Annotated in this window: 17 protein-coding genes and 1 riboswitch; of the genes, 11 read left to right on the top strand and 6 right to left on the bottom strand. The window is 45.7% G+C overall.

Annotated features, from left to right (window positions below; all coding sequences use genetic code 11):
• Positions 1-183: 183 nt before the first annotated feature.
• The 8 genes from AB4263_RS16800 (at position 184) to thiH (ending at position 8,448) form a co-directional block, all read left to right on the top strand.
• Positions 184-1,566, top strand: a complete 1,383-nt coding sequence (locus AB4263_RS16800; RefSeq protein WP_372098575.1) for a multicopper oxidase family protein — start codon at positions 184-186, stop codon at positions 1,564-1,566.
• 100 nt (positions 1,567-1,666) lie between these two features.
• Positions 1,667-2,050 carry a fluoride efflux transporter CrcB gene (crcB, locus tag AB4263_RS16795; RefSeq protein ID WP_004736665.1) on the top strand — a complete coding sequence of 128 codons (384 nt, stop codon included), beginning with the start codon at positions 1,667-1,669 and terminating at the stop codon, positions 2,048-2,050.
• 62 nt (positions 2,051-2,112) lie between these two features.
• A riboswitch (TPP riboswitch) is annotated at positions 2,113-2,211 on the top strand.
• Between the two features lie 130 nt (positions 2,212-2,341).
• Entirely contained in the window at positions 2,342-4,291 is a 1,950-nt protein-coding gene (thiC, locus tag AB4263_RS16790) for a phosphomethylpyrimidine synthase ThiC (protein ID WP_102333086.1), read from the top strand.
• Entirely contained in the window at positions 4,291-5,583 is a 1,293-nt protein-coding gene (locus AB4263_RS16785) for a thiamine phosphate synthase (RefSeq protein WP_372098574.1), read from the top strand. Before thiC ends, AB4263_RS16785 begins: the two co-directional genes overlap by 1 nt.
• Positions 5,573-6,355: a ThiF family adenylyltransferase gene (locus AB4263_RS16780; RefSeq protein WP_372098573.1), complete on the top strand. Its 783-nt coding sequence runs from the start codon at positions 5,573-5,575 to the stop codon at positions 6,353-6,355. Before AB4263_RS16785 ends, AB4263_RS16780 begins: the two co-directional genes overlap by 11 nt.
• A complete protein-coding gene (gene thiS / locus AB4263_RS16775; protein ID WP_048661190.1) occupies positions 6,352-6,561 on the top strand; it encodes a sulfur carrier protein ThiS in 210 nt (69 codons plus the stop codon). Before AB4263_RS16780 ends, thiS begins: the two co-directional genes overlap by 4 nt.
• Positions 6,562-6,563: 2 nt before the next feature.
• Positions 6,564-7,328 carry a thiazole synthase gene (locus AB4263_RS16770; RefSeq protein ID WP_108021124.1) on the top strand — a complete coding sequence of 255 codons (765 nt, stop codon included), beginning with the start codon at positions 6,564-6,566 and terminating at the stop codon, positions 7,326-7,328.
• 7 nt (positions 7,329-7,335) lie between these two features.
• Entirely contained in the window at positions 7,336-8,448 is a 1,113-nt protein-coding gene (gene thiH / locus AB4263_RS16765) for a 2-iminoacetate synthase ThiH (RefSeq protein ID WP_372098572.1), read from the top strand.
• A 114-nt stretch (positions 8,449-8,562) separates the two neighbouring features.
• Here the strand turns inward: thiH and AB4263_RS16760 are convergent, their stop codons facing one another.
• Both AB4263_RS16760 and AB4263_RS16755 read right to left on the bottom strand, forming a co-directional pair.
• Entirely contained in the window at positions 8,563-10,353 is a 1,791-nt protein-coding gene (locus AB4263_RS16760) for an aminopeptidase P family protein (protein ID WP_372098571.1), read from the bottom strand.
• A gap of 122 nt (positions 10,354-10,475) precedes the next feature.
• Positions 10,476-11,417 carry a LysR substrate-binding domain-containing protein gene (locus AB4263_RS16755; RefSeq protein WP_017061320.1) on the bottom strand — a complete coding sequence of 314 codons (942 nt, stop codon included), beginning with the start codon at positions 11,415-11,417 and terminating at the stop codon, positions 10,476-10,478.
• 101 nt (positions 11,418-11,518) lie between these two features.
• On the opposite strand from AB4263_RS16755, the gene AB4263_RS16750 reads away from it, so the two are divergent.
• Positions 11,519-12,718, top strand: coding sequence for a multidrug effflux MFS transporter (locus AB4263_RS16750; RefSeq protein WP_372098570.1), 1,200 nt, complete (start codon positions 11,519-11,521; stop codon positions 12,716-12,718).
• Between the two features lie 102 nt (positions 12,719-12,820).
• On the top strand, positions 12,821-13,102 hold the full coding sequence (locus AB4263_RS16745) for a hypothetical protein (RefSeq protein ID WP_372098569.1): 282 nt from the start codon (positions 12,821-12,823) through the stop codon (positions 13,100-13,102).
• 99 nt (positions 13,103-13,201) lie between these two features.
• Here the strand turns inward: AB4263_RS16745 and AB4263_RS16740 are convergent, their stop codons facing one another.
• The 4 genes from AB4263_RS16740 to AB4263_RS16725 form a co-directional block, all read right to left on the bottom strand.
• Positions 13,202-13,660 (bottom strand): DoxX family protein, encoded by a 459-nt coding sequence (locus AB4263_RS16740; protein WP_372098568.1) that lies wholly within the window; start codon positions 13,658-13,660, stop codon positions 13,202-13,204.
• A gap of 1 nt (position 13,661) precedes the next feature.
• A complete protein-coding gene (locus AB4263_RS16735) occupies positions 13,662-14,429 on the bottom strand; it encodes a DNA-binding domain-containing protein (protein WP_017061323.1) in 768 nt (255 codons plus the stop codon).
• On the bottom strand, positions 14,426-15,286 hold the full coding sequence (locus AB4263_RS16730; RefSeq protein WP_017061324.1) for a DUF692 domain-containing protein: 861 nt from the start codon (positions 15,284-15,286) through the stop codon (positions 14,426-14,428). The genes AB4263_RS16735 and AB4263_RS16730 overlap by 4 nt, the downstream gene beginning before the upstream one ends.
• A 64-nt stretch (positions 15,287-15,350) precedes the next feature.
• Positions 15,351-15,611, bottom strand: a complete 261-nt coding sequence (locus AB4263_RS16725) for a DUF2282 domain-containing protein (RefSeq protein ID WP_004736650.1) — start codon at positions 15,609-15,611, stop codon at positions 15,351-15,353.
• Between the two features lie 264 nt (positions 15,612-15,875).
• On the opposite strand from AB4263_RS16725, the gene uvrD reads away from it, so the two are divergent.
• Positions 15,876-18,050: a DNA helicase II gene (gene uvrD, locus AB4263_RS16720; protein ID WP_372098567.1), complete on the top strand. Its 2,175-nt coding sequence runs from the start codon at positions 15,876-15,878 to the stop codon at positions 18,048-18,050.
• Positions 18,051-18,142: the final 92 nt, after the last annotated feature.

Below are 18,142 nucleotides of genomic sequence, written 5' to 3'. Positions count from 1 at the left end.
TTTTACTTTAATTGGTATTAGTCGGTAATTCCTGCTTTTAATAAAACCTGGCCTTAAAAGTGTAAGTGCTTACTTATCCCAGTCTCTTTTATAAACAACCAACAGCACAAACTACGCTTCTTTATGAGAACTGTTCTCAATATTTTGTTAAATTTTAGTCGTTATTACTAAAAGGCAACAAATATGGATATCTCCCGTCGTAAGTTTATTCAATCATCTCTCGCTATATCTGCACTCACTGTACTGCCCGCTTGCTCAATGAAACGGTCGGTTGATGAACAAGGAAAGTATGTTTATGACTTAACGGCAGAACCTTCAACCGCTGAACTCGTGACGGGGTTTGAGACTGATATTCTAGGCTTTAATGGTCAGATTCCAGCACCAACGATTCGATGTCGACAAGGTGAAAAGGTAACGATCCGTTTTACCAACAAGCTATCAGAACCGACAACTATTCATTGGCATGGTTTAAGGATTCCTATCGAAATGGATGGGGTTCCCTTCTTGAGCCAACCACCGATCATGCCAGGTGAAACATTCATTTATGAATTTACGCCACCAGATGCTGGCACGTTTTGGTATCACCCACATATGAACAGCGTTAAGCAGCTTGGTATGGGCTTGGTTGGTCTAATTATCGTTGAGGAGAGCATTCCAGTGCCGTTTGATGAAGAGCACGCACTGATGCTTAAACATTGGCATATAGATAAGAAAGGCCAATGGAAAGATCTAATGATCCCACGACTCAGTGCTCGTATGGGTACGCCAGGAGAGTGGAGTAGCGTTAATGGAATACATGAGCCTGTCTATGAGTTAAAACAACATGCAACAACCAGGCTACGTATCGCTAATGTCGACAATACGATCACTTACCCTATAGCTGTCGAAGGGGCTGAGGCATGGGTGATTGCCATTGATGGTAACCCTGTAAAAACACCTTATAAGCTGACGCAACATAAAATTGGTCCAGGGATGCGAGTGGATATTGGACTGATAGCACCCAAAGCCGGTGGGCGAGTTAGCGTCCTTCAAATGAAAGGACGCTTTCCTTTCTCTTTGTGTGAGTTCGAGGTTGTAGATTCAACCCTTGTTGAGAATCGCTCTCTGCCTTCTTTACCCCTTAATCCTGTGCCCAATTTAGATTTGGCTAATGCAGAAGAAATCGACTTTTTATTTGAATGGGAAGGGGCGGTTTCTCCAGTATCTAAAGATGGAAAATCTATGCCTAAGTTTTGGCTAACTAATAAACGAGCATGGGAGGGGATGAGCAAAGATAATATCCCTGAACCGTTGGCGACTTTAGAGCTGGGAAAAACCTATATATTCGATCTTAAGAACGTCACTCAATATCATCACCCGATTCACATTCACGGCCATACATTCACTGTATTGGAACTTGATGGGAAGAAAGTTGAAGAACCTTTCCATACTGATACAGTGTTACTTGGAAAAAATGGCCGAGCTAAAGCTGCATTTGTAGCCGACAACCCTGGCCGCTGGATGTATCATTGTCATGTTATAGAACACATGAAAACGGGTTTGATGGGATATATTGAAGTTAAGTGACACCTGTAACGTTTAATATTTGCGCATGCATTCTTAGTTTCTACCCTCGCTTTTATCGGCGTTAAAGCTAGAATATAGGGATTATTGTTTGGGAGGATTCATGGGTCAGTTATCTATTCTAGGTTTTATCGCCATCGGTGGCGCGTTTGGTGCTTGTTCACGTTACTTGATTTCAGAGTTATGCGTTGTGATGTTAGGGCGTGGTTTTCCTTACGGTACGCTGACTGTTAACGTAATTGGCTCTTTGATTATGGGATTGCTCATCGCCGCGTTTGAAAATGAGATGGTTGCGACGGAGCCGTGGAGACAAATTATCGGTCTTGGTTTCCTTGGAGCCCTGACGACATTTTCTACGTTTTCGATGGATAACGTGCTTCTTATGCAGCAGGGTGCGTTCTTCAAGATGGGGCTCAATGTACTGCTCAATGTGGTTCTCAGTATTTCAGCCGCATGGATCGGCTTCCAACTTCTGATAAAGTCTTAAAACTTTCTTACGATTTGTTAACAACTCGGCTTGGTTTATCCAAGCCGTTTTTATATACTCGATCGTACTTGTCGGAGTGCCATATGGCTGAGACCGTTAACTCGGGATCCGTTGAACCTGATCAGGCTAATACCTGCGAAGGGAACAAGAGTAGATATCTAACTAGAATCCTTCTAGAGATCTATCTCCAGATCACAACTGCATTTTCTTGCTGTGATCCCTCTTGTAGCATCTTATCCGTCAAGCATTTTTATCCCTATAAATAATGGCTAAAAGCCAAGGAAAAATGCTATGTCGAGTCGTAAACAAGCAAGACTGGAAGCGAAGAATTTCATTGATTCTTTATCTGTACAACCTTATCCAAACTCAAAAAAAGCTTACATCCAAGGGTCTCGAGCGGACATTCAAGTCCCTGTCCGAGAAATATCCCTCGCAGATAGCCTTGTTGGTGGCAGCAAAAAAGAGCCTGTATTCGAACCTAATGAGCCAATTCATGTCTACGACACCTCAGGTGTTTATACCGATCCTACGCATGAAATAGACCTTTATAGTGGCCTTCCTAAGTTGCGAGAGCAATGGATTGAAGAGCGTGGTGATACGGAATTGCTCGATGATGTAAGCTCTGTTTACACCAAAGAACGTTTAGAAGATGAAACCCTAGACGACCTTCGTTACGGAAACCTGCCTCGAATTCGTCGCGCTACTGGCGACCAATGTGTAACTCAACTGCATTATGCTCGTCAGGGAATTATCACTCCTGAGATGGAGTACATTGCGATACGTGAGAACATGGGGCGTCAGAAGTTCGCTGATGAACAGCTTAATCACCAACACCCAGGCCATAACTTTGGCGCAAACCTGCCAAAAGAAATTACCCCTGAGTTCGTGCGTAAAGAGGTCGCTGAAGGCCGAGCTATCATCCCTTCAAACATCAACCACCCAGAATCAGAACCTATGATTATTGGCCGAAACTTCTTAGTGAAAGTGAACGCCAATATCGGTAACTCTTCTGTAAGCTCTTCGATTGAAGAAGAAGTTGAGAAGCTAGTATGGTCGACTCGCTGGGGCGGCGATACCGTAATGGATCTTTCTACTGGCCGTAATATCCACGAGACTCGTGAATGGATCCTACGTAATAGCCCAGTGCCGATTGGTACGGTTCCTATGTATCAGGCGCTTGAGAAAGTGAATGGCGTAGCCGAAGACCTTAACTGGGAAGTGATGCGCGATACTTTGATTGAACAAGCGGAGCAGGGCGTTGATTACTTCACTATCCATGCTGGTTTGCTTCTTCGTTATGTTCCTATGACGGCTAAGCGTGTGACAGGTATTGTTTCTCGTGGTGGCTCTATTATCGCGAAATGGTGTCTTGCACATCACCAAGAAAGCTTCCTATACACACACTTCCGCGAGATCTGTGAGATCTGTGCGAAGTACGATGTGGCTTTGTCACTAGGTGACGGCCTACGTCCTGGCTCTATTGCAGATGCCAATGATGAGGCTCAGTTCTCGGAGTTACGTACTCTAGGTGAGTTAACTAAAGTGGCTTGGGAATACGATGTTCAGGTGATCATTGAAGGTCCTGGACATGTACCTATGCATCTTATTAAAGAGAACATGGATGAGCAGTTAGAGCACTGCCATGAAGCGCCTTTCTATACGTTAGGCCCGCTGACCACTGATATTGCACCGGGTTATGACCACATTACCTCTGGTATTGGCGCGGCGATGATTGGTTGGTACGGCTGTGCGATGCTTTGTTATGTAACACCTAAAGAGCATTTGGGCTTACCAAATAAAGAAGATGTGAAGACTGGCTTGATTACTTACAAGCTGGCAGCACATGCAGCAGACTTGGCAAAAGGGCATCCGGGCGCACAAATCCGAGATAATGCATTATCTAAAGCTCGTTTTGAATTCCGTTGGGAAGACCAATTTAATCTAGCTTTAGATCCAGAAACAGCCCGTTCTTTCCACGATGAAACCCTGCCACAAGAATCGGGCAAGGTTGCTCACTTCTGCTCTATGTGTGGACCTAAATTCTGTTCAATGAAGATCTCTCAAGAAGTTCGAGAGTACGCGAAAGACACTGAACAAGTGGCTGCTGATCAGGCTATCGAGATTAAGATGCTTGATAATCCGTTGGAAGGGATGCGTCAGAAATCACAAGAGTTCCGTGATACTGGCTCTGAACTTTATCACCCAGCAGTAGGCGCAAAAGAAGCTCAATTAGAGGAATAATGACAGTGAAGATTCTTATCCCATCTCAAAATATTGAGCTAACGGGAGAGGTGCAAAGCTGTCTATTGGTTGCTAAGCGACAAGGCTTGGCAACCGATGCAGTTGAGTTGGGTGTAAGCCCAACTCAATGCTTCTCTATCGTTGATGCTCAGCAAGCGTTATCTATTGGTTTTGCTCATGATGTTGATTCATTGGCGGAGTGTCGCTCAAGTGAGCTTGATCATATCGTTTATTACAGTCATTCAGTGGCGCTAGCTGGTGTCCGCGATGCCTTGGCACAAACTCCGAATACCATCTATATCGGTGTCTTAGATGACTCAGCTGCATTGGATATCTGGTCACAGCTAGATTCTAATCGTGCTATCAAGAGTGAAACTCCAGCTCATCAGGAGTTAGATAGTCGTGGCCACTTTGCTTGGTTACTTACTTTGTTGGCGTTGGAATTCCCATTAGAAGATGCACTGGTTTTAGCTCGCGCAGCATCTAGTGTTTCACGTGGAACATGGCCAGCAAACTATCAAAACTTTCCTATTCCCGTTCTCGAAGATGAGCGACTGGATATTAGTGTTGGTTGGGCGCACCAAGGAACATCACTGTCGTTCCCGGAATTGAGTAAGAGTAGCCTCGGTTTATACCCAGTAGTTGATGATGTTGAGTGGATCGAAAGATTGCTCAAGCTTGGAATCAACACTGTCCAACTACGTATTAAGAATCCACAGCAAGCGGATTTAGAACAACAAGTCGCACGATCTATCGATCTTGGTCGTGAGTATAACGCTCAAGTTTTTATCAATGATTACTGGAAGCTTGCACTCAAGCATGACGCTTTTGGTGTTCATTTAGGGCAAGAGGATATTGAAGAATCAAACCTCTCACAGTTGAGCTTTGCGGGTATAAAGATTGGGTTATCGACTCATGGCTATTACGAGTTGCTACGCATTGTTCAGATTAACCCAAGCTATATTGCGCTAGGCCACATCTTCCCAACAACAACTAAACAGATGCCATCAAAGCCTCAGGGATTGGTTCGTTTATCTCTGTATCAACAGCTGATTGATACTATCCCATACACAGAACAACTCACTGGTTATCCAACGGTTGCTATTGGCGGTATTGACCAATCGACAGCTGAGCAGGTGTGGGAGTGTGGGGTGTCGAGTTTGGCTGTGGTACGTGCGATTACATTGTCGGAAGACCCAAAGAAAGTGATCGAGTTTTTTGAAAAACTGATGACGCCTAAACCTTCAAATATTGGTGAAGAGGTTGCGCAGGAGCCTAGCTATGCTGAGTGATTTTGAGTTTATTCGTTATCAACGACAAATTGCGTTACCTGAAGTCGGTGAGCAAGGGCAACGAAACCTGTTAAACAGTCATGTGTTGGTGATTGGTTGTGGTGGTTTAGGTAATGCGGCTGCTCTTTATCTTGCAGCGTCTGGTGTTGGAAGAATCGTGTTGGTCGATGATGATTCTGTTGATTCGTCCAACCTGCAGAGACAGGTAGCGTTCAAGGAAAGCCAATTAGGTTCACCTAAGGTCGAAGCACTTAAACAACAACTGAATGAGCTCAATAGTCGAAGCCAAGTAAGAACGATCAATCAACGAATGAGTGAAAGCCAACTTGAATTAGAAGTTATGCTGGCTGATCTCGTATTGGATTGTACTGACAACTTCGCGTCACGCCAGCAGGTTAACCGAGCTTGTTTCAAAGCTAATACACCTTTGATATCAGGTTCTGCAATAGGCTGGAAAGGTCAATTTATTGTCTTTGATTATCAGAACCAGGAAGGGTGTTACCACTGCCTTTTCCCGTTCGACCACCATCCACAAACAACGCGCTGCAGTGATAGCGGCATCATTGGCCCAGTGGTTGGAACTATAGGCAACCTCCAGGCTCTCGCTGCTATTCAGCGCATTAGCAGTGGTGAGTTTAAAGTCGCGACGCATCAGCTAAAGCTGTTCGATGGCCAGGCCATGAACTGGCAAAGCCTAATGGTCACGCAAGATAGCGAATGTCCGGTTTGCAATACAGATGCGATCCAACACCTAGAAGAAGAAACACAATGAGTCAGATAACTATTTCTATAAACGAGCAACCAGAGCAGGTCGCGCAATCGTCGTCTCTTTCAGACATCATCCAAGCACTATCGCTACCTGATCTGGGATGTGTCTTTGCTATCAATAATGCGGTTGTACCGCGTAGCCAGTGGCAACAAACCATCGTCAATGAAGGCGATTCTATCTCTCTTTTTCAAGCTATTGCAGGGGGCTAACCATGTTAACTATCGCAGATAAAACATTCCAATCACGACTGTTCACTGGTACAGGCAAGTTCGCAAACAAGTATTTGATGACGAGTGCTATCGAAGCCTCAGGTTCGCAACTGGCAACCATGGCACTAAAGAGGGTCGATATTCGTTCTGAGCAAGATGATATTTTACAGCCAATTATTGATGCTGGCGTTAATCTACTTCCAAATACCTCTGGTGCGAAGAACGCGAAGGATGCGATTTTCGCCGCACACTTGGCTCGTGAAGCACTAGGTACTAACTGGCTAAAACTTGAGATTCACCCGGACCCAAAGTACTTGATGCCTGACCCAATCGAGACACTTAACGCTGCTGAGCAGTTGGTGAAAGATGGCTTCGTTGTGTTGCCTTATTGCCATGCCGACCCTGTATTGTGTAAGCGCTTAGAAGAGGTTGGTTGTGCTGCGGTGATGCCACTCGGTGCACCGATTGGTTCTAATAAGGGAATCGCGTCAGCCGACTTCCTAGAGATCATTATCGACCAAGCTAATGTTCCTGTGATTGTTGATGCTGGCATTGGTGCTCCTTCACACGCGGCGCGTGCAATGGAAATGGGTGCTGACGCTGTGTTAGTGAATACGGCGATAGCTGCTTCTCAACAGCCAGTTGAAATGGCGATTGCTTTCAAGTTGGCAGTTGAAGCGGGTCGTATGGCTTACCTTGCTGGTCTCGCTGGTCAGGTATCTCACGCGGTTGCTTCGAGCCCGCTAACCTCATTCCTAGACGAGTAGTGTCCTTATGACGTTTGTTGATCGATTTAAACAGCTCAACTGGGATGACATTGGTATGTCCATCTTCAGTAAAACGGCGGCGGATGTTGAACGTGCTCTGAGTAAACCTAAACGTGACTTAGAAGATTTTAAGGCTTTGATCTCTCCAGCGGCAGAACCTTACTTAGAGCAGATGGCACAACAATCGTTGGCGCTAACGCGTAAACGGTTCGGTAATACGATGTCGCTATATATTCCTTTGTACCTATCTAACTTGTGCGCGAATGCGTGTACCTATTGTGGTTTCTCGATGGAGAACCGCATCAAGCGTCGCACATTAACTTTGGATGAAATTGATGCCGAGAGCGCGGCCATCAAAAAGATGAAATTCGATAGTGTATTGTTGGTGACCGGTGAGCACGAAACCAAGGTTGGGATGAAATACTTCCGCGAGGTGCTGCCGAATATCAAAGCGCAATTTAACTACCTTGCGATGGAAGTGCAGCCACTTGATCAAGACGACTACGCGGAGCTCAAAACGCTTGGCTTAGATGCTGTGATGGTTTACCAAGAAACCTATAGCCAAATTACTTATGCTGAGCACCACTTGCGTGGCAACAAAATGGATTTTGAATACCGACTCGAAACGCCTGATCGTCTGGCAAAAGCGGGTATTGATAAGATAGGGATTGGTGCTTTGATCGGCTTGGAAGACTGGCGTACCGATTGCTTCTTCGTGGCCGCTCACTTGGATTACTTAGAGCGAACTTACTGGCAAACGCGTTACTCGATTTCATTCCCACGTCTTCGTCCGTGTGAGGGTGGTTTGCAGCCTAAATCGATTATGAGTGATAAACAGTTGGTTCAACTTATCTGTGCGTATCGCTTATTAAACCCTGAGGTCGAATTGTCTCTCTCGACTCGTGAGTCTGCAGCTTTCCGCGACAATGTGTTGCCATTGGGAATCACCAGTATGTCGGCTGCGTCTAAAACCCAGCCTGGTGGTTATGCTTCTGATGAAGAAGAACTCGAGCAATTTGAAATAAGTGATGAGCGCAGTGCTGCTGATGTTGAGTCAATGATTCGTCAACGTGGTTTTGATCCTGTGTGGCGAGATTGGCACAGTGCTTACTCTGGTTAGCGAACACATAGATTGATGTTCCACGTGAAACATCGACGAAGTTAAATCGACAAATAAAAACGGCTACCCTAAGGTAGCCGTTTTTGATTTCATTAAGTTTGAATTAGCGAAACATTAAGCGTGCTCAAGTGGAGTGGTTGATTGGCGTAACCATTCCAATGTATCACCTTCAACTAATGGGCTAACGTCGTTCCATACTTTCTGATGGTAGTCGTTCAGCCATGCAAGCTCAGGTCGTGTCAGTAGATCGACGTTGATGTTGCGCTTATCGATAGGACAGCGTGTTAGCGATTCAAACGTTAGTACTGAGAAGTCACCTTGAGTTGGCAACTCAACCACCAGTTCTAGGTTTTCGATACGGATACCAAATTCATCTGCACGGTAGTAACCCGGCTCGTTTGATAACACCATGCCTTCAACAAGAGGTACATCGATTAGCTTCTTAGAGATGCTTTGCGGACCTTCATGAACACTTAGGAAATGACCAACACCGTGACCAGTACCGTGGTCGTAGTCGAAGCCTTCTGCCCATAAGTGTTGGCGAGCTAGAATATCAAGTTGGAAACCACGAGTACCCTGTGGGAAACGTGCACGCGCGATACCGATGTGACCTTTAAGCGCTAACGTGAACTGCTGGATCATTTCGTCGCTTGGCTGGCCAATCGCGATAGTTCGAGTGATGTCGGTTGTACCATCTAGGTACTGACCGCCTGAATCGACTAGGTAAAGAGTATTCATCTCTAACTGACCTGGTTCAGGTTGGTTCTGGTGGTTGTAGTGACACATTGCTGCGTTGCCGCCTGCTGCTGAAATCGTGTCAAAACTTAGGTCCATCAGCGTTGGGTCTTGTTCGCGGAATGATTGAACTTTGTCTGCTAGCACAGCTTCATTGTGCAGATTACCTTGCGTGACTTCTGCATCAATCCAAGATAGGAACTTCGCCATCGCAACACCATCACGAATGTGACACGCTTTCATGCCGGCAATTTCAGTTTCATTCTTTGCTGCTTTTGGCATTAGGCATGGGTCTGCTGCTTCAATGATATGAGCACCAGAGTTTTGTAGAACCAGCGTGTACCAAGCGTTACTGGTACCTGAATCGACAGATACATTTTTGCCTTCCAAAGATTGAAGGCGTGCTTCAAGCTCTGATGGGTGAGATACGCGAATACCATTGCCAACGTGTGCTTCAAAGCCCGTAGGAATACGAGCTGGGTCTAGGAAGAAGTCGACGCTTTCATCGGCGTGGATGATCGCATTGGATAACACAACAGGTAGGCGAGATACGTCCAAGCCGCGAATGTTAAGCAACCAACAGATCGAATCGAGTTCCGTAAGGATAGCGGCATCAGCACCTTTGGCTTTTAGTAAGCCAGCAATCTCCGCACGTTTGCTTTCACTTGATTGGCCTACTGCGTCTGTTGCCATTAAGCGAACATCAGACACGACAGGCTCAGGACGATCAGACCAAAGCTCATCAATTGGATTCGAAGATAGTGTTGTTAGTTCAACTTTCTCTGCCAGTTTAGCTTGAGCGCCTTTCAACCAAGCAGCAGTGTGCATGCGTGGGTCGAATGCAACCTTGCTGCCTTGTGCTAGAGAACTGGTGATCCAATCTAAAGCCGGCTCTTCAATAAGGTGGCGATACTCAAATAACTCTGCTGGTACCTGCTTACGAACCTGAACCGTGTAGCGACCATCAACAAAAATAGCAGCGTTCTCACGAGTGATAACTGCCGCACCAGCAGAGCCAGTGAAACCTGTTAACCAGTGAAGTCGCTCGTTATGAGCGGGAACGTATTCACCTAGATATTCGTCTTCATGTGGAATGATAACGGCATCTAGGTTGTTTGTTTCAAGCCAAGCTCGAACCGCAGCAACGCGTTCAGCAGTGATATTGTGCATCTGTGTTTATCCTTATTGTTAGGGTCCTTGTTAACACTCACAGTCGATATACATGCGAGGGGACTTATTAGGTCAATAAGCTAGCGCTTTTGTTCGTTTGCTGCAAACGCTGTACGCCATTTTTATCTAAGGTGCAGAGTTTTTTCTTTGATGATATCTCGTAGCCAAGTTAACGCTGGGTCATTTTCTCTGTCACGGTGCCAAAACAGAGTGTATGCCATCGGTGGGAATTCCATCGGTAAAGGGACAACCACTAAGTCGAGTTGCTTGGCGACGAGGTAAGTAAAGTGGCTTGGTGCAGTAAACACAAAGTCGGTGTAGGTACATAGGCTTGCGGCGCTATTGAAGTCTGGAACAGAAATAGCGATATCACGTTGGTGACCAAGGTCGGCAAGCTTATAGTCGAGCAGCCAACGATCGTTACCATCACATCTTACTTGTACATGACGCTGTGCAAGGTAGGTTTCCAGATCCCATTTGCCATTCAGAGCGGGGTGGTTGCGTCTTAGCACACACATCTGCGCGTCACGGTAGATCTCTTGCTCGCAAATATCATCTGGCGGCAGCATAGTTAAACGTGCGTCGTTGATGTCGATGTCTTTACCTGTGAGTCCGATATCGAGCTCACCGAGCTGCAGCTTCTTAAAGGTTTGCTCCGTCCAAGCGTGGGTGTTGATATTCACCTTAGGGGCTTGTCGAAATATCGCTGGTAAAAAGTGGGGAAGAATAAGTGGGTAAACGCTCTCAACAGCCGCAATGTGAAAACTGTGGTCACTGTTGTTGGGAATGAAGGTCTCTGGTTGGGTGAGCACATCAAGTTGGTTGATCAGCGTTTCTAATCGAGGTTTGAGAAAGACCGCCTTTGGTGTTGGTCGCAGACCATGAGCACTTCGCGTGAAAAGGGGATCATTAAATTGCTCACGAAGCTTGGCTAACGATTTACTTACAGCCGATTGACTCAGACACAATCGATGTGCGGTGCGCGTGACGCTTAGCTCTTCCATCAGAACCTGTAAGCAAACCAGTAGGTTTAAGTCGAGGCGTGATAGTTTCTCAATATTCATATGAGTTTCCTATTTGGAATAATGCTAATGAGTATATGCCATTTTTGTTCATATCTTTAGTTGGTTATTATGCACCTAAATTAACTCATTCGGAGAATCTTGTGCCTTCTAACGCGCTTCCAACCCCTAGTAAACTGCAGGTTGCTTTATTGGCAATGTTGGTTTTATTTAGCCCTCTGGCTATTGATATCTACCTACCAGCTCTGCCACAAATTTCGACAGCGTTTCACGTGGAACATGCACTAGCACAAGATACGATTACCTGGTTTTTATTCGCCATGGGTGTCGGGCAATTATTTGCTGGCCCTTTGGCTGATAAGCTAGGACGTCGAACCGTTGCATTGGGAGGTGTTAGTATCTATGCATTGAGTGCTTGCTTGGCGTGGGCAGCTCAATCGATTGATATGATGCTAATGGCTCGGCTGCTACAAGGCTTAGGAGCTTGTGCGACTTCTGTAGCAGCCTTTGCAACGGTTCGCGATCTATTTGGCCCAGAGAAGAGTGGCCGTATGATCAGCTACCTTAATGGTGCAATCTGTTTTATTCCTGCTTTGGCACCCATTCTTGGCGCTTGGTTAACACATCAATTTGGTTGGCGCTCGAACTTTAGCTTTATGGCAGGCTTTGCTGTCGTTGTTGGCACTATCTTATTCTTCCAAATGAAAGAGTCTAACCCTGCGACAGAAAAGGTTGCGGTATTCAAGCTTGAGCGATACTGGTCAGTATTGAAAACACCATCATTCCTTTTCCACGCAACCTTGTGTCTGATGGCGATGGCGGTTATCCTCGCTTATGTAACCTCTGCACCAGTTGTGTTGATGGAAAACCTAGGCCTGACCATGAAAGAGTTTACTTTCTGGTTTGGTGTTAATGCGGCCATCAACATTGCAGCTGCGTTTACTGCACCTAAATTTATGGACCGTTTTGGTACCTATAAAGCACTGGTGGTTGGTATCTCGACGCTGGGCTTAGCGGGTGTGATTATGTTGGTGCTTGCTGAGCACGCTACTCCAATCGCGTTCATGCTACCGATCTTCTTATCGTCAGTTGGCTTTGCTTGGATTCTTGGTGCTGCGGCAGGTAAAGCTCTAGAACCTTTCGGTGACCGTGCGGGTACAGCTGCTGCGCTGCTTGGCTTGTTCCAAATGAGCGGTTCAGGGCTTCTTGTGGGTACCATGCAACGTCTTGATTTAACGTCGCAAGTGATGATTGCTCTGCAAATGTTCCTGATTGTTCCTGCGTTATTAGTGCTTGCGAGCAAAGCGGGTAAGTCTTGGCACACGACGTTTGCTAAGGTATAAGTTACAAGGGTGACAAAATATACAAATGGCGGTTTTCGAAACGTTAAAACATGGTATATTTGTCACTCATTGAAACGTTAGTCCCCAACGGAAAATACTGTAATGTCATTAACAACCTACGAAATGGCGCGCGTCTTAGAACAAATGGAAGATGCACCTGAAAAGGTCATGTTTGGTAAACTGCTTAAAGAGCTAGGCAACCAAAGTGAAGAGCGTATTCGCAGTGCGGCAAAACAAGTTCCAATCGATACTTTGCGAGATATCATTTACCAATTTCAGCGTGTGGTAGAGTTTCGTAAGGGTGAGCAGGTTCAGCTATTGGCAAAAGAACTTGCAGAGCAAGGCATCTCTGCTGAAGAGCTACAAGCTTTTCTAAATAAGTAAGCTTATCCCAGTTAAAAAAGAAACCACTCAATTGAGTGGTTTCTTGCGTTTGGGCTGTAGCATTTAGCTTTAGCAGTTCAAAAGAGGTGAAAACTTATTTTAATTCCTGAACTGCGCTTTCAAAACTCTATCAAGTGAGAATGGTCCTGCGCCCCACACGACAACGATAAGAATCATTAACCCCCAAAGCTGATGATCGTAGAAGCCTTGATCCCACAATACAGGGTAAGACACGACAGCAATGATATTGAAAACAAACAACACCGCAGCCATAGGTCGTGTTAATAAACCGAGCGCTAAAAACATCGGTAGAATTAACTCAGCGGCAGTGCCCATGTAAGCAGCCAATTCCCAAGGTAGCAGTTGCACTTGGTATTCCAATTCAAACAAGTAAAGCGTGCTATCCCAAGTAGCTATCTTGGTGAGTCCAGAATTAAAGAATACCCACGCCACCCAAAGGCGACAAAATAGTAGAAGCACTGGAACAAAAAGTGCCTGTGATTTCTCAATCAAACTGTCGTATTGAGCCATCATGTTCGTGACTGTGTTGTTATCCATGTTATGCCTCCAATTCGGCATTGATTGAAAAACCTGAGATGACGTTTAGCGCCATAACAGTATTCAGATGTTGTAGTAATAAAGGATCGATTGCTGAGAGTGTTCGACCTGATTGCAATTCAGTGAGGAGTTGGTGGCTCTCTTCACTCAAACTATGGCTCTCAACCTGTGAATTCTCAGCTCGGATTAACACCCCAAATTCAGCTTGGTTGATGTCTAGCCCATCAAGTTGCTGCTGATAGATGGCGTGTTCAAGCGCGATAATCGTGTAACTAGAATGAATCAGTGTTATTGAATCTTTGAGATGAAAGACTAAAGCGCCTTGTTGCTCTTGTGGTACATCTGCAAGGCAAGAAAGAGGTCTCTGGTCGACATGTGCTTGTGACGAAAACCTTACCAAGCTATCTTTCTGCCATTCATACAAAGCCACTTCACCGAGATAAGGTGCAGCCTCAATAACGGCAGGAAAGGCTTGGATAGTCTGTTCAAAGTGTTCACCGTAACCACTGACATCACCAGAGGTCGATGGATAATGTAAGACATGTTGACGAGCCATCTGTTGGAAGCACTCTTCACCAACCAACATTTCAGTGAGTGGGTAGGTTGCTGCCAGAACTTCGCTCAAGCTGATCACAAAGTTATTACGGTAAATCTGGATGCGTTGTTCATCGGTAAAATGGTCGCTCACTATGTCGCAGTACTCACCATTGTTTTGATAGCGTAGGGCGTTAGCAAACTCCAATTGAACCTCTGCTAGGGAGTGGCTCATGAGGCGCGACTCCTTTGGTTGAACTTGTCGTGTTGATACAAGATATCACTGGCTTTGGTTGCTTCAGCCAATAAAACTTGTGGCTCTGGGATATCGAGATCCCACTCAATCAAGGTATGGCGCAAACCATGTTGTGCAACCCAGTCAGTGTAGAGTTTCCACACTTCGTCACAGACAGGTTTACTGTGTGTGTCTATCCAGATCTCACCTTGTTCAAGCTTCTTTTTGGTAAAGCCTGCCAAGTGAATCTCTTCAACTTTGTCTGCTGGTATTCCGTTTAAGTACTCTTCACAACTAAAGCCATGATTAAAAGATGAGACGAAAATATTATTGAAATCGAGCAGTAGGCGACACTCAGTACGCTTTTGTACCTCAGCCAAAAACTCCCACTCAGGAATAGTAGAATGCTTGAAGGATAGGTAGCTCGATGGGTTCTCAATCAACATCGGGCGTTGCAAGCTGTCTTGAACCTCGATGACATTACGACAGAAGACTTCCAATGCTTCTTCTGTGTAAGGCAGCGGTAGCAAGTCATTGAAGTAATGACCACCTGTCTGACTCCAACTGAGATGATCAGAAACCAAGAAGGGTTCGATATCATCAATGAGCTCTTTTAATTGCACAAGATGATGTTGATTGATGCGCTCAACAGAACCTAGCGACAACCCAACACCGTGACAACTGATGTTGTGTGCGTGACGAATTTCTCTGAGTTGTTGTCGTTGCGGTGATTGAGCTAAGAAGTAGTTCTCGCTGTGAACTTCTAACCAACTTACTAAGGCTGGATTTTGGCTAAAGAAGTCCAAGTGCGGTGTTCTAAGGCCAACCCCTGCGTAGGGGTGAAGAGTTTGAGTCACAACGATTCTCCTAACAAGAAGTGGAGGTGAGCTGAATGTCAGCTCACCATACTAAGCAGCTCAATTATGATGATTGAGTGTTACCACCTGATAATTTGCCACATAGCCCTTTAGGTACGACTACGAACGCATCGGATTGGTTGTCTTCTTTTGCTGTACCCGCACATGAGCTTGTTTTGGTTGCACAATCATTTTGGCCAGCTTTTGCCACGCCGTAGCATTTTTCTTTTGCTGCTGCTTCCGCAGGTGCTGATGTAAGAACTGCACCGCCGAACGCTAGTACACTTGTGATTGCAGCTGTAACAGCAAGATTAGAATTTTTCATAGTCATTCCCTCTAGGACTTAATAGTATTTTCATATCGCAGGTTAATGGATTGTTAACTTGCTTACTAAAAAGGATTGGAACAACCGGGAAATAATTTCACGGTATTATAAAAATTATCAATATTAATGATGTTTTATCTATTAAGCTATTGAATTAATGATGTTAATTTTTGATTGTTTTTTCTTCTTATTATCCTAAACGCAGCCTAGTGTTTAGGTTATAATCAGCTTTTATGTATAAATACCCAGTAGTGAGCATATCCAATGATAGATCCTTCGCTTTTACTCGATGGCCTAAACGATAAACAACGTGAGGCGGTCGCAGCACCTTTAGAAAACCTACTTATTCTGGCAGGTGCTGGCAGTGGTAAAACGCGAGTGTTGGTGCATCGCATCGCTTGGCTGCAAAGTGTAGAGCAAGCATCGCCGTTCTCTATCATGTCGGTTACCTTCACCAACAAAGCGGCAGCAGAGATGCGTGGTCGTATTGAAGAGTTGATGATGGGTAGCTCGTCAGGCATGTGGAACGGTACCTTCCACGGTATTTGTCACCGCATCCTTCGTGCTCACTACCTAGATGCAAAACTGCCAGAAGATTTCCAGATCATTGATTCAGATGATCAGATTCGTTTGCTACGTCGTTTAATCAAGGCGCAAAACCTTGATGAAAAGCAGTGGCCTGCCAAGCAAGCTTCTTGGTGGATCAATGGCAAGAAAGACGAGGGATTACGCCCAAATCACATCGACGCCTACCATGATCCAATAACTCAAACGTGGTTAAAGATCTATTCTGCTTACCAAGAAGCATGTGACCGTGCTGGCTTGGTCGACTTTGCGGAAATCTTGTTGAGATCGCATGAACTATTGCGCGATAAGAAACACATCCGCGAGCACTACCAAGCTCGCTTTAAGCACATTCTTGTCGACGAATTTCAAGATACCAACAACATCCAATATGCTTGGCTACGTATGATGGCAGGCCCAGATTGTCGCGTGATGATCGTAGGCGATGATGACCAATCTATCTATGGTTGGCGTGGTGCGAAGATCGAAAATATTCAGAAGTTCCTGGATGAATTCCCAGGAGCTTCAACGGTTCGACTCGAACAAAACTACCGTTCAACTAAAACCATTCTGCAGGCGTCGAACGAGCTTATCTCGAACAACACTGAACGTATGGGTAAAGAGTTGTGGACCGATGGTAACGATGGCGAGCCAATCTCTGTGTACTCAGCATACAACGAGCTCGATGAAGCGCGTTTCACGGTCAGCAAAATCAAAGAGTGGCAGGAGAAAGGCGGCGCGCTAGAAGATACGGCAATGCTTTATCGTAATAACGCCCAGTCTCGTGTTCTTGAAGAAGCGCTTATCCAAGGTGGTCTACCTTATCGAATCTACGGCGGCATGCGATTCTTCGAGCGTCAAGAAATTAGAGACGCCTTGAGCTACATGCGCCTAATGAGCAATCGCGGTAATGATGCGGCGTTTGAGCGTGTGGTCAACACGCCAACGCGTGGCTTGGGTGATAAAACGTTAGAAACGATTCGTCTTGCAGCGCGTGATCGTGGTGCAACCATGTGGGAAGCAAGTGTTGCTTTGATAGAAGAGCAAGTGCTACCCGGTCGTGCTGCGGGTGCATTGAGTCGCTTTATCGAGCTGATTAATGCGCTAGAAGACGACACGCTAGAGCTTAGCCTGCATGAGCAAACTGACCACGTGATCAAATCGTCGGGTCTGTTTGCGATGTACGAGCAAGAGAAAGGCGAGAAGTCGAAGGCACGTATTGAGAACTTGGAAGAATTAGTAACGGCAACGCGTCAGTTTGAAAAACCGGAAGAAGCGGATGAGATGAGCATGCTGACGGCGTTCTTAACGCACGCAGCGTTAGAGGCTGGTGAAGGTCAGGCTGATGAGTTTGATGACGCGGTTCAGCTCATGACTCTGCACAGTGCCAAAGGCCTAGAGTTCCCTATGGTATTCATGGTGGGTGTCGAAGAAGGCATGTTCCCAAGCCAGATGTCTGCGGAAGAAGCAGGGCGTTTAGAAGAAGAGCGTCGCCTGTGTTACGTGGGCATGACTCGTGCGATGGAGAAGCTGTACATCACTTACGCAGAGATGCGCCGCTTGTACGGGCAAGACAAGTACCACAAACCATCCCGCTTTATTCGTGAGCTACCAGAAACCTGTCTGGATGAAGTGCGTATGAAAGCGCAAGTCAGTCGCCCTGCAAGCAGTGGTCGCTTTAGTCAAACCGCTGTGAAAGAGAACTTCAATGAAACTGGTTTTAGCTTGGGTTCTCGCGTGAAGCACCCTAAGTTTGGCGAAGGCACTATCATCAACTTCGAAGGAAGTGGCCCACAGAGTCGAGTTCAAGTGGCGTTTAACGGTGAAGGGATTAAGTGGTTAGTAACGGCTTACGCGCGTTTAGAGCAGCTTTAATCTATTACTTCAGCATCTAATAACCGTTCATTATTGAAAACAAAAAGAGCAGCCAATGGCTGCTCTTTTTTATTGGTGCGCCGAGCATGGCG

This window comes from Vibrio sp. 10N.261.55.C5, from assembly GCF_041470505.1.
Classification (GTDB): Bacteria; Pseudomonadota; Gammaproteobacteria; order Enterobacterales; family Vibrionaceae; genus Vibrio; species Vibrio crassostreae_C.
Note: the sequence above shows the minus strand (reverse complement) of the source record. Positions and strands in the feature narration are given on the sequence as shown.

What these genes read in the sequence shown, in the direction of transcription:
- AB4263_RS16800 (WP_372098575.1), top strand. Translation starts at nt 184, where the DNA reads ATGGATATCTCCCGTCGTAAGTTTATTCAATCATCTCTCGCTATATCT.
- crcB (WP_004736665.1), top strand. Translation starts at nt 1,667, where the DNA reads ATGGGTCAGTTATCTATTCTAGGTTTTATCGCCATCGGTGGCGCGTTT.
- thiC (WP_102333086.1), top strand. Translation starts at nt 2,342, where the DNA reads ATGTCGAGTCGTAAACAAGCAAGACTGGAAGCGAAGAATTTCATTGAT.
- AB4263_RS16785 (WP_372098574.1), top strand. Translation starts at nt 4,291, where the DNA reads ATGACAGTGAAGATTCTTATCCCATCTCAAAATATTGAGCTAACGGGA.
- AB4263_RS16780 (WP_372098573.1), top strand. Translation starts at nt 5,573, where the DNA reads ATGCTGAGTGATTTTGAGTTTATTCGTTATCAACGACAAATTGCGTTA.
- thiS (WP_048661190.1), top strand. Translation starts at nt 6,352, where the DNA reads ATGAGTCAGATAACTATTTCTATAAACGAGCAACCAGAGCAGGTCGCG.
- AB4263_RS16770 (WP_108021124.1), top strand. Translation starts at nt 6,564, where the DNA reads ATGTTAACTATCGCAGATAAAACATTCCAATCACGACTGTTCACTGGT.
- thiH (WP_372098572.1), top strand. Translation starts at nt 7,336, where the DNA reads ATGACGTTTGTTGATCGATTTAAACAGCTCAACTGGGATGACATTGGT.
- AB4263_RS16760 (WP_372098571.1), bottom strand. Translation starts at nt 10,353, where the DNA reads ATGCACAATATCACTGCTGAACGCGTTGCTGCGGTTCGAGCTTGGCTT.
- AB4263_RS16755 (WP_017061320.1), bottom strand. Translation starts at nt 11,417, where the DNA reads ATGAATATTGAGAAACTATCACGCCTCGACTTAAACCTACTGGTTTGC.
- AB4263_RS16745 (WP_372098569.1), top strand. Translation starts at nt 12,821, where the DNA reads ATGTCATTAACAACCTACGAAATGGCGCGCGTCTTAGAACAAATGGAA.
- AB4263_RS16740 (WP_372098568.1), bottom strand. Translation starts at nt 13,660, where the DNA reads ATGGATAACAACACAGTCACGAACATGATGGCTCAATACGACAGTTTG.
- AB4263_RS16735 (WP_017061323.1), bottom strand. Translation starts at nt 14,429, where the DNA reads ATGAGCCACTCCCTAGCAGAGGTTCAATTGGAGTTTGCTAACGCCCTA.
- AB4263_RS16725 (WP_004736650.1), bottom strand. Translation starts at nt 15,611, where the DNA reads ATGAAAAATTCTAATCTTGCTGTTACAGCTGCAATCACAAGTGTACTA.
- uvrD (WP_372098567.1), top strand. Translation starts at nt 15,876, where the DNA reads ATGATAGATCCTTCGCTTTTACTCGATGGCCTAAACGATAAACAACGT.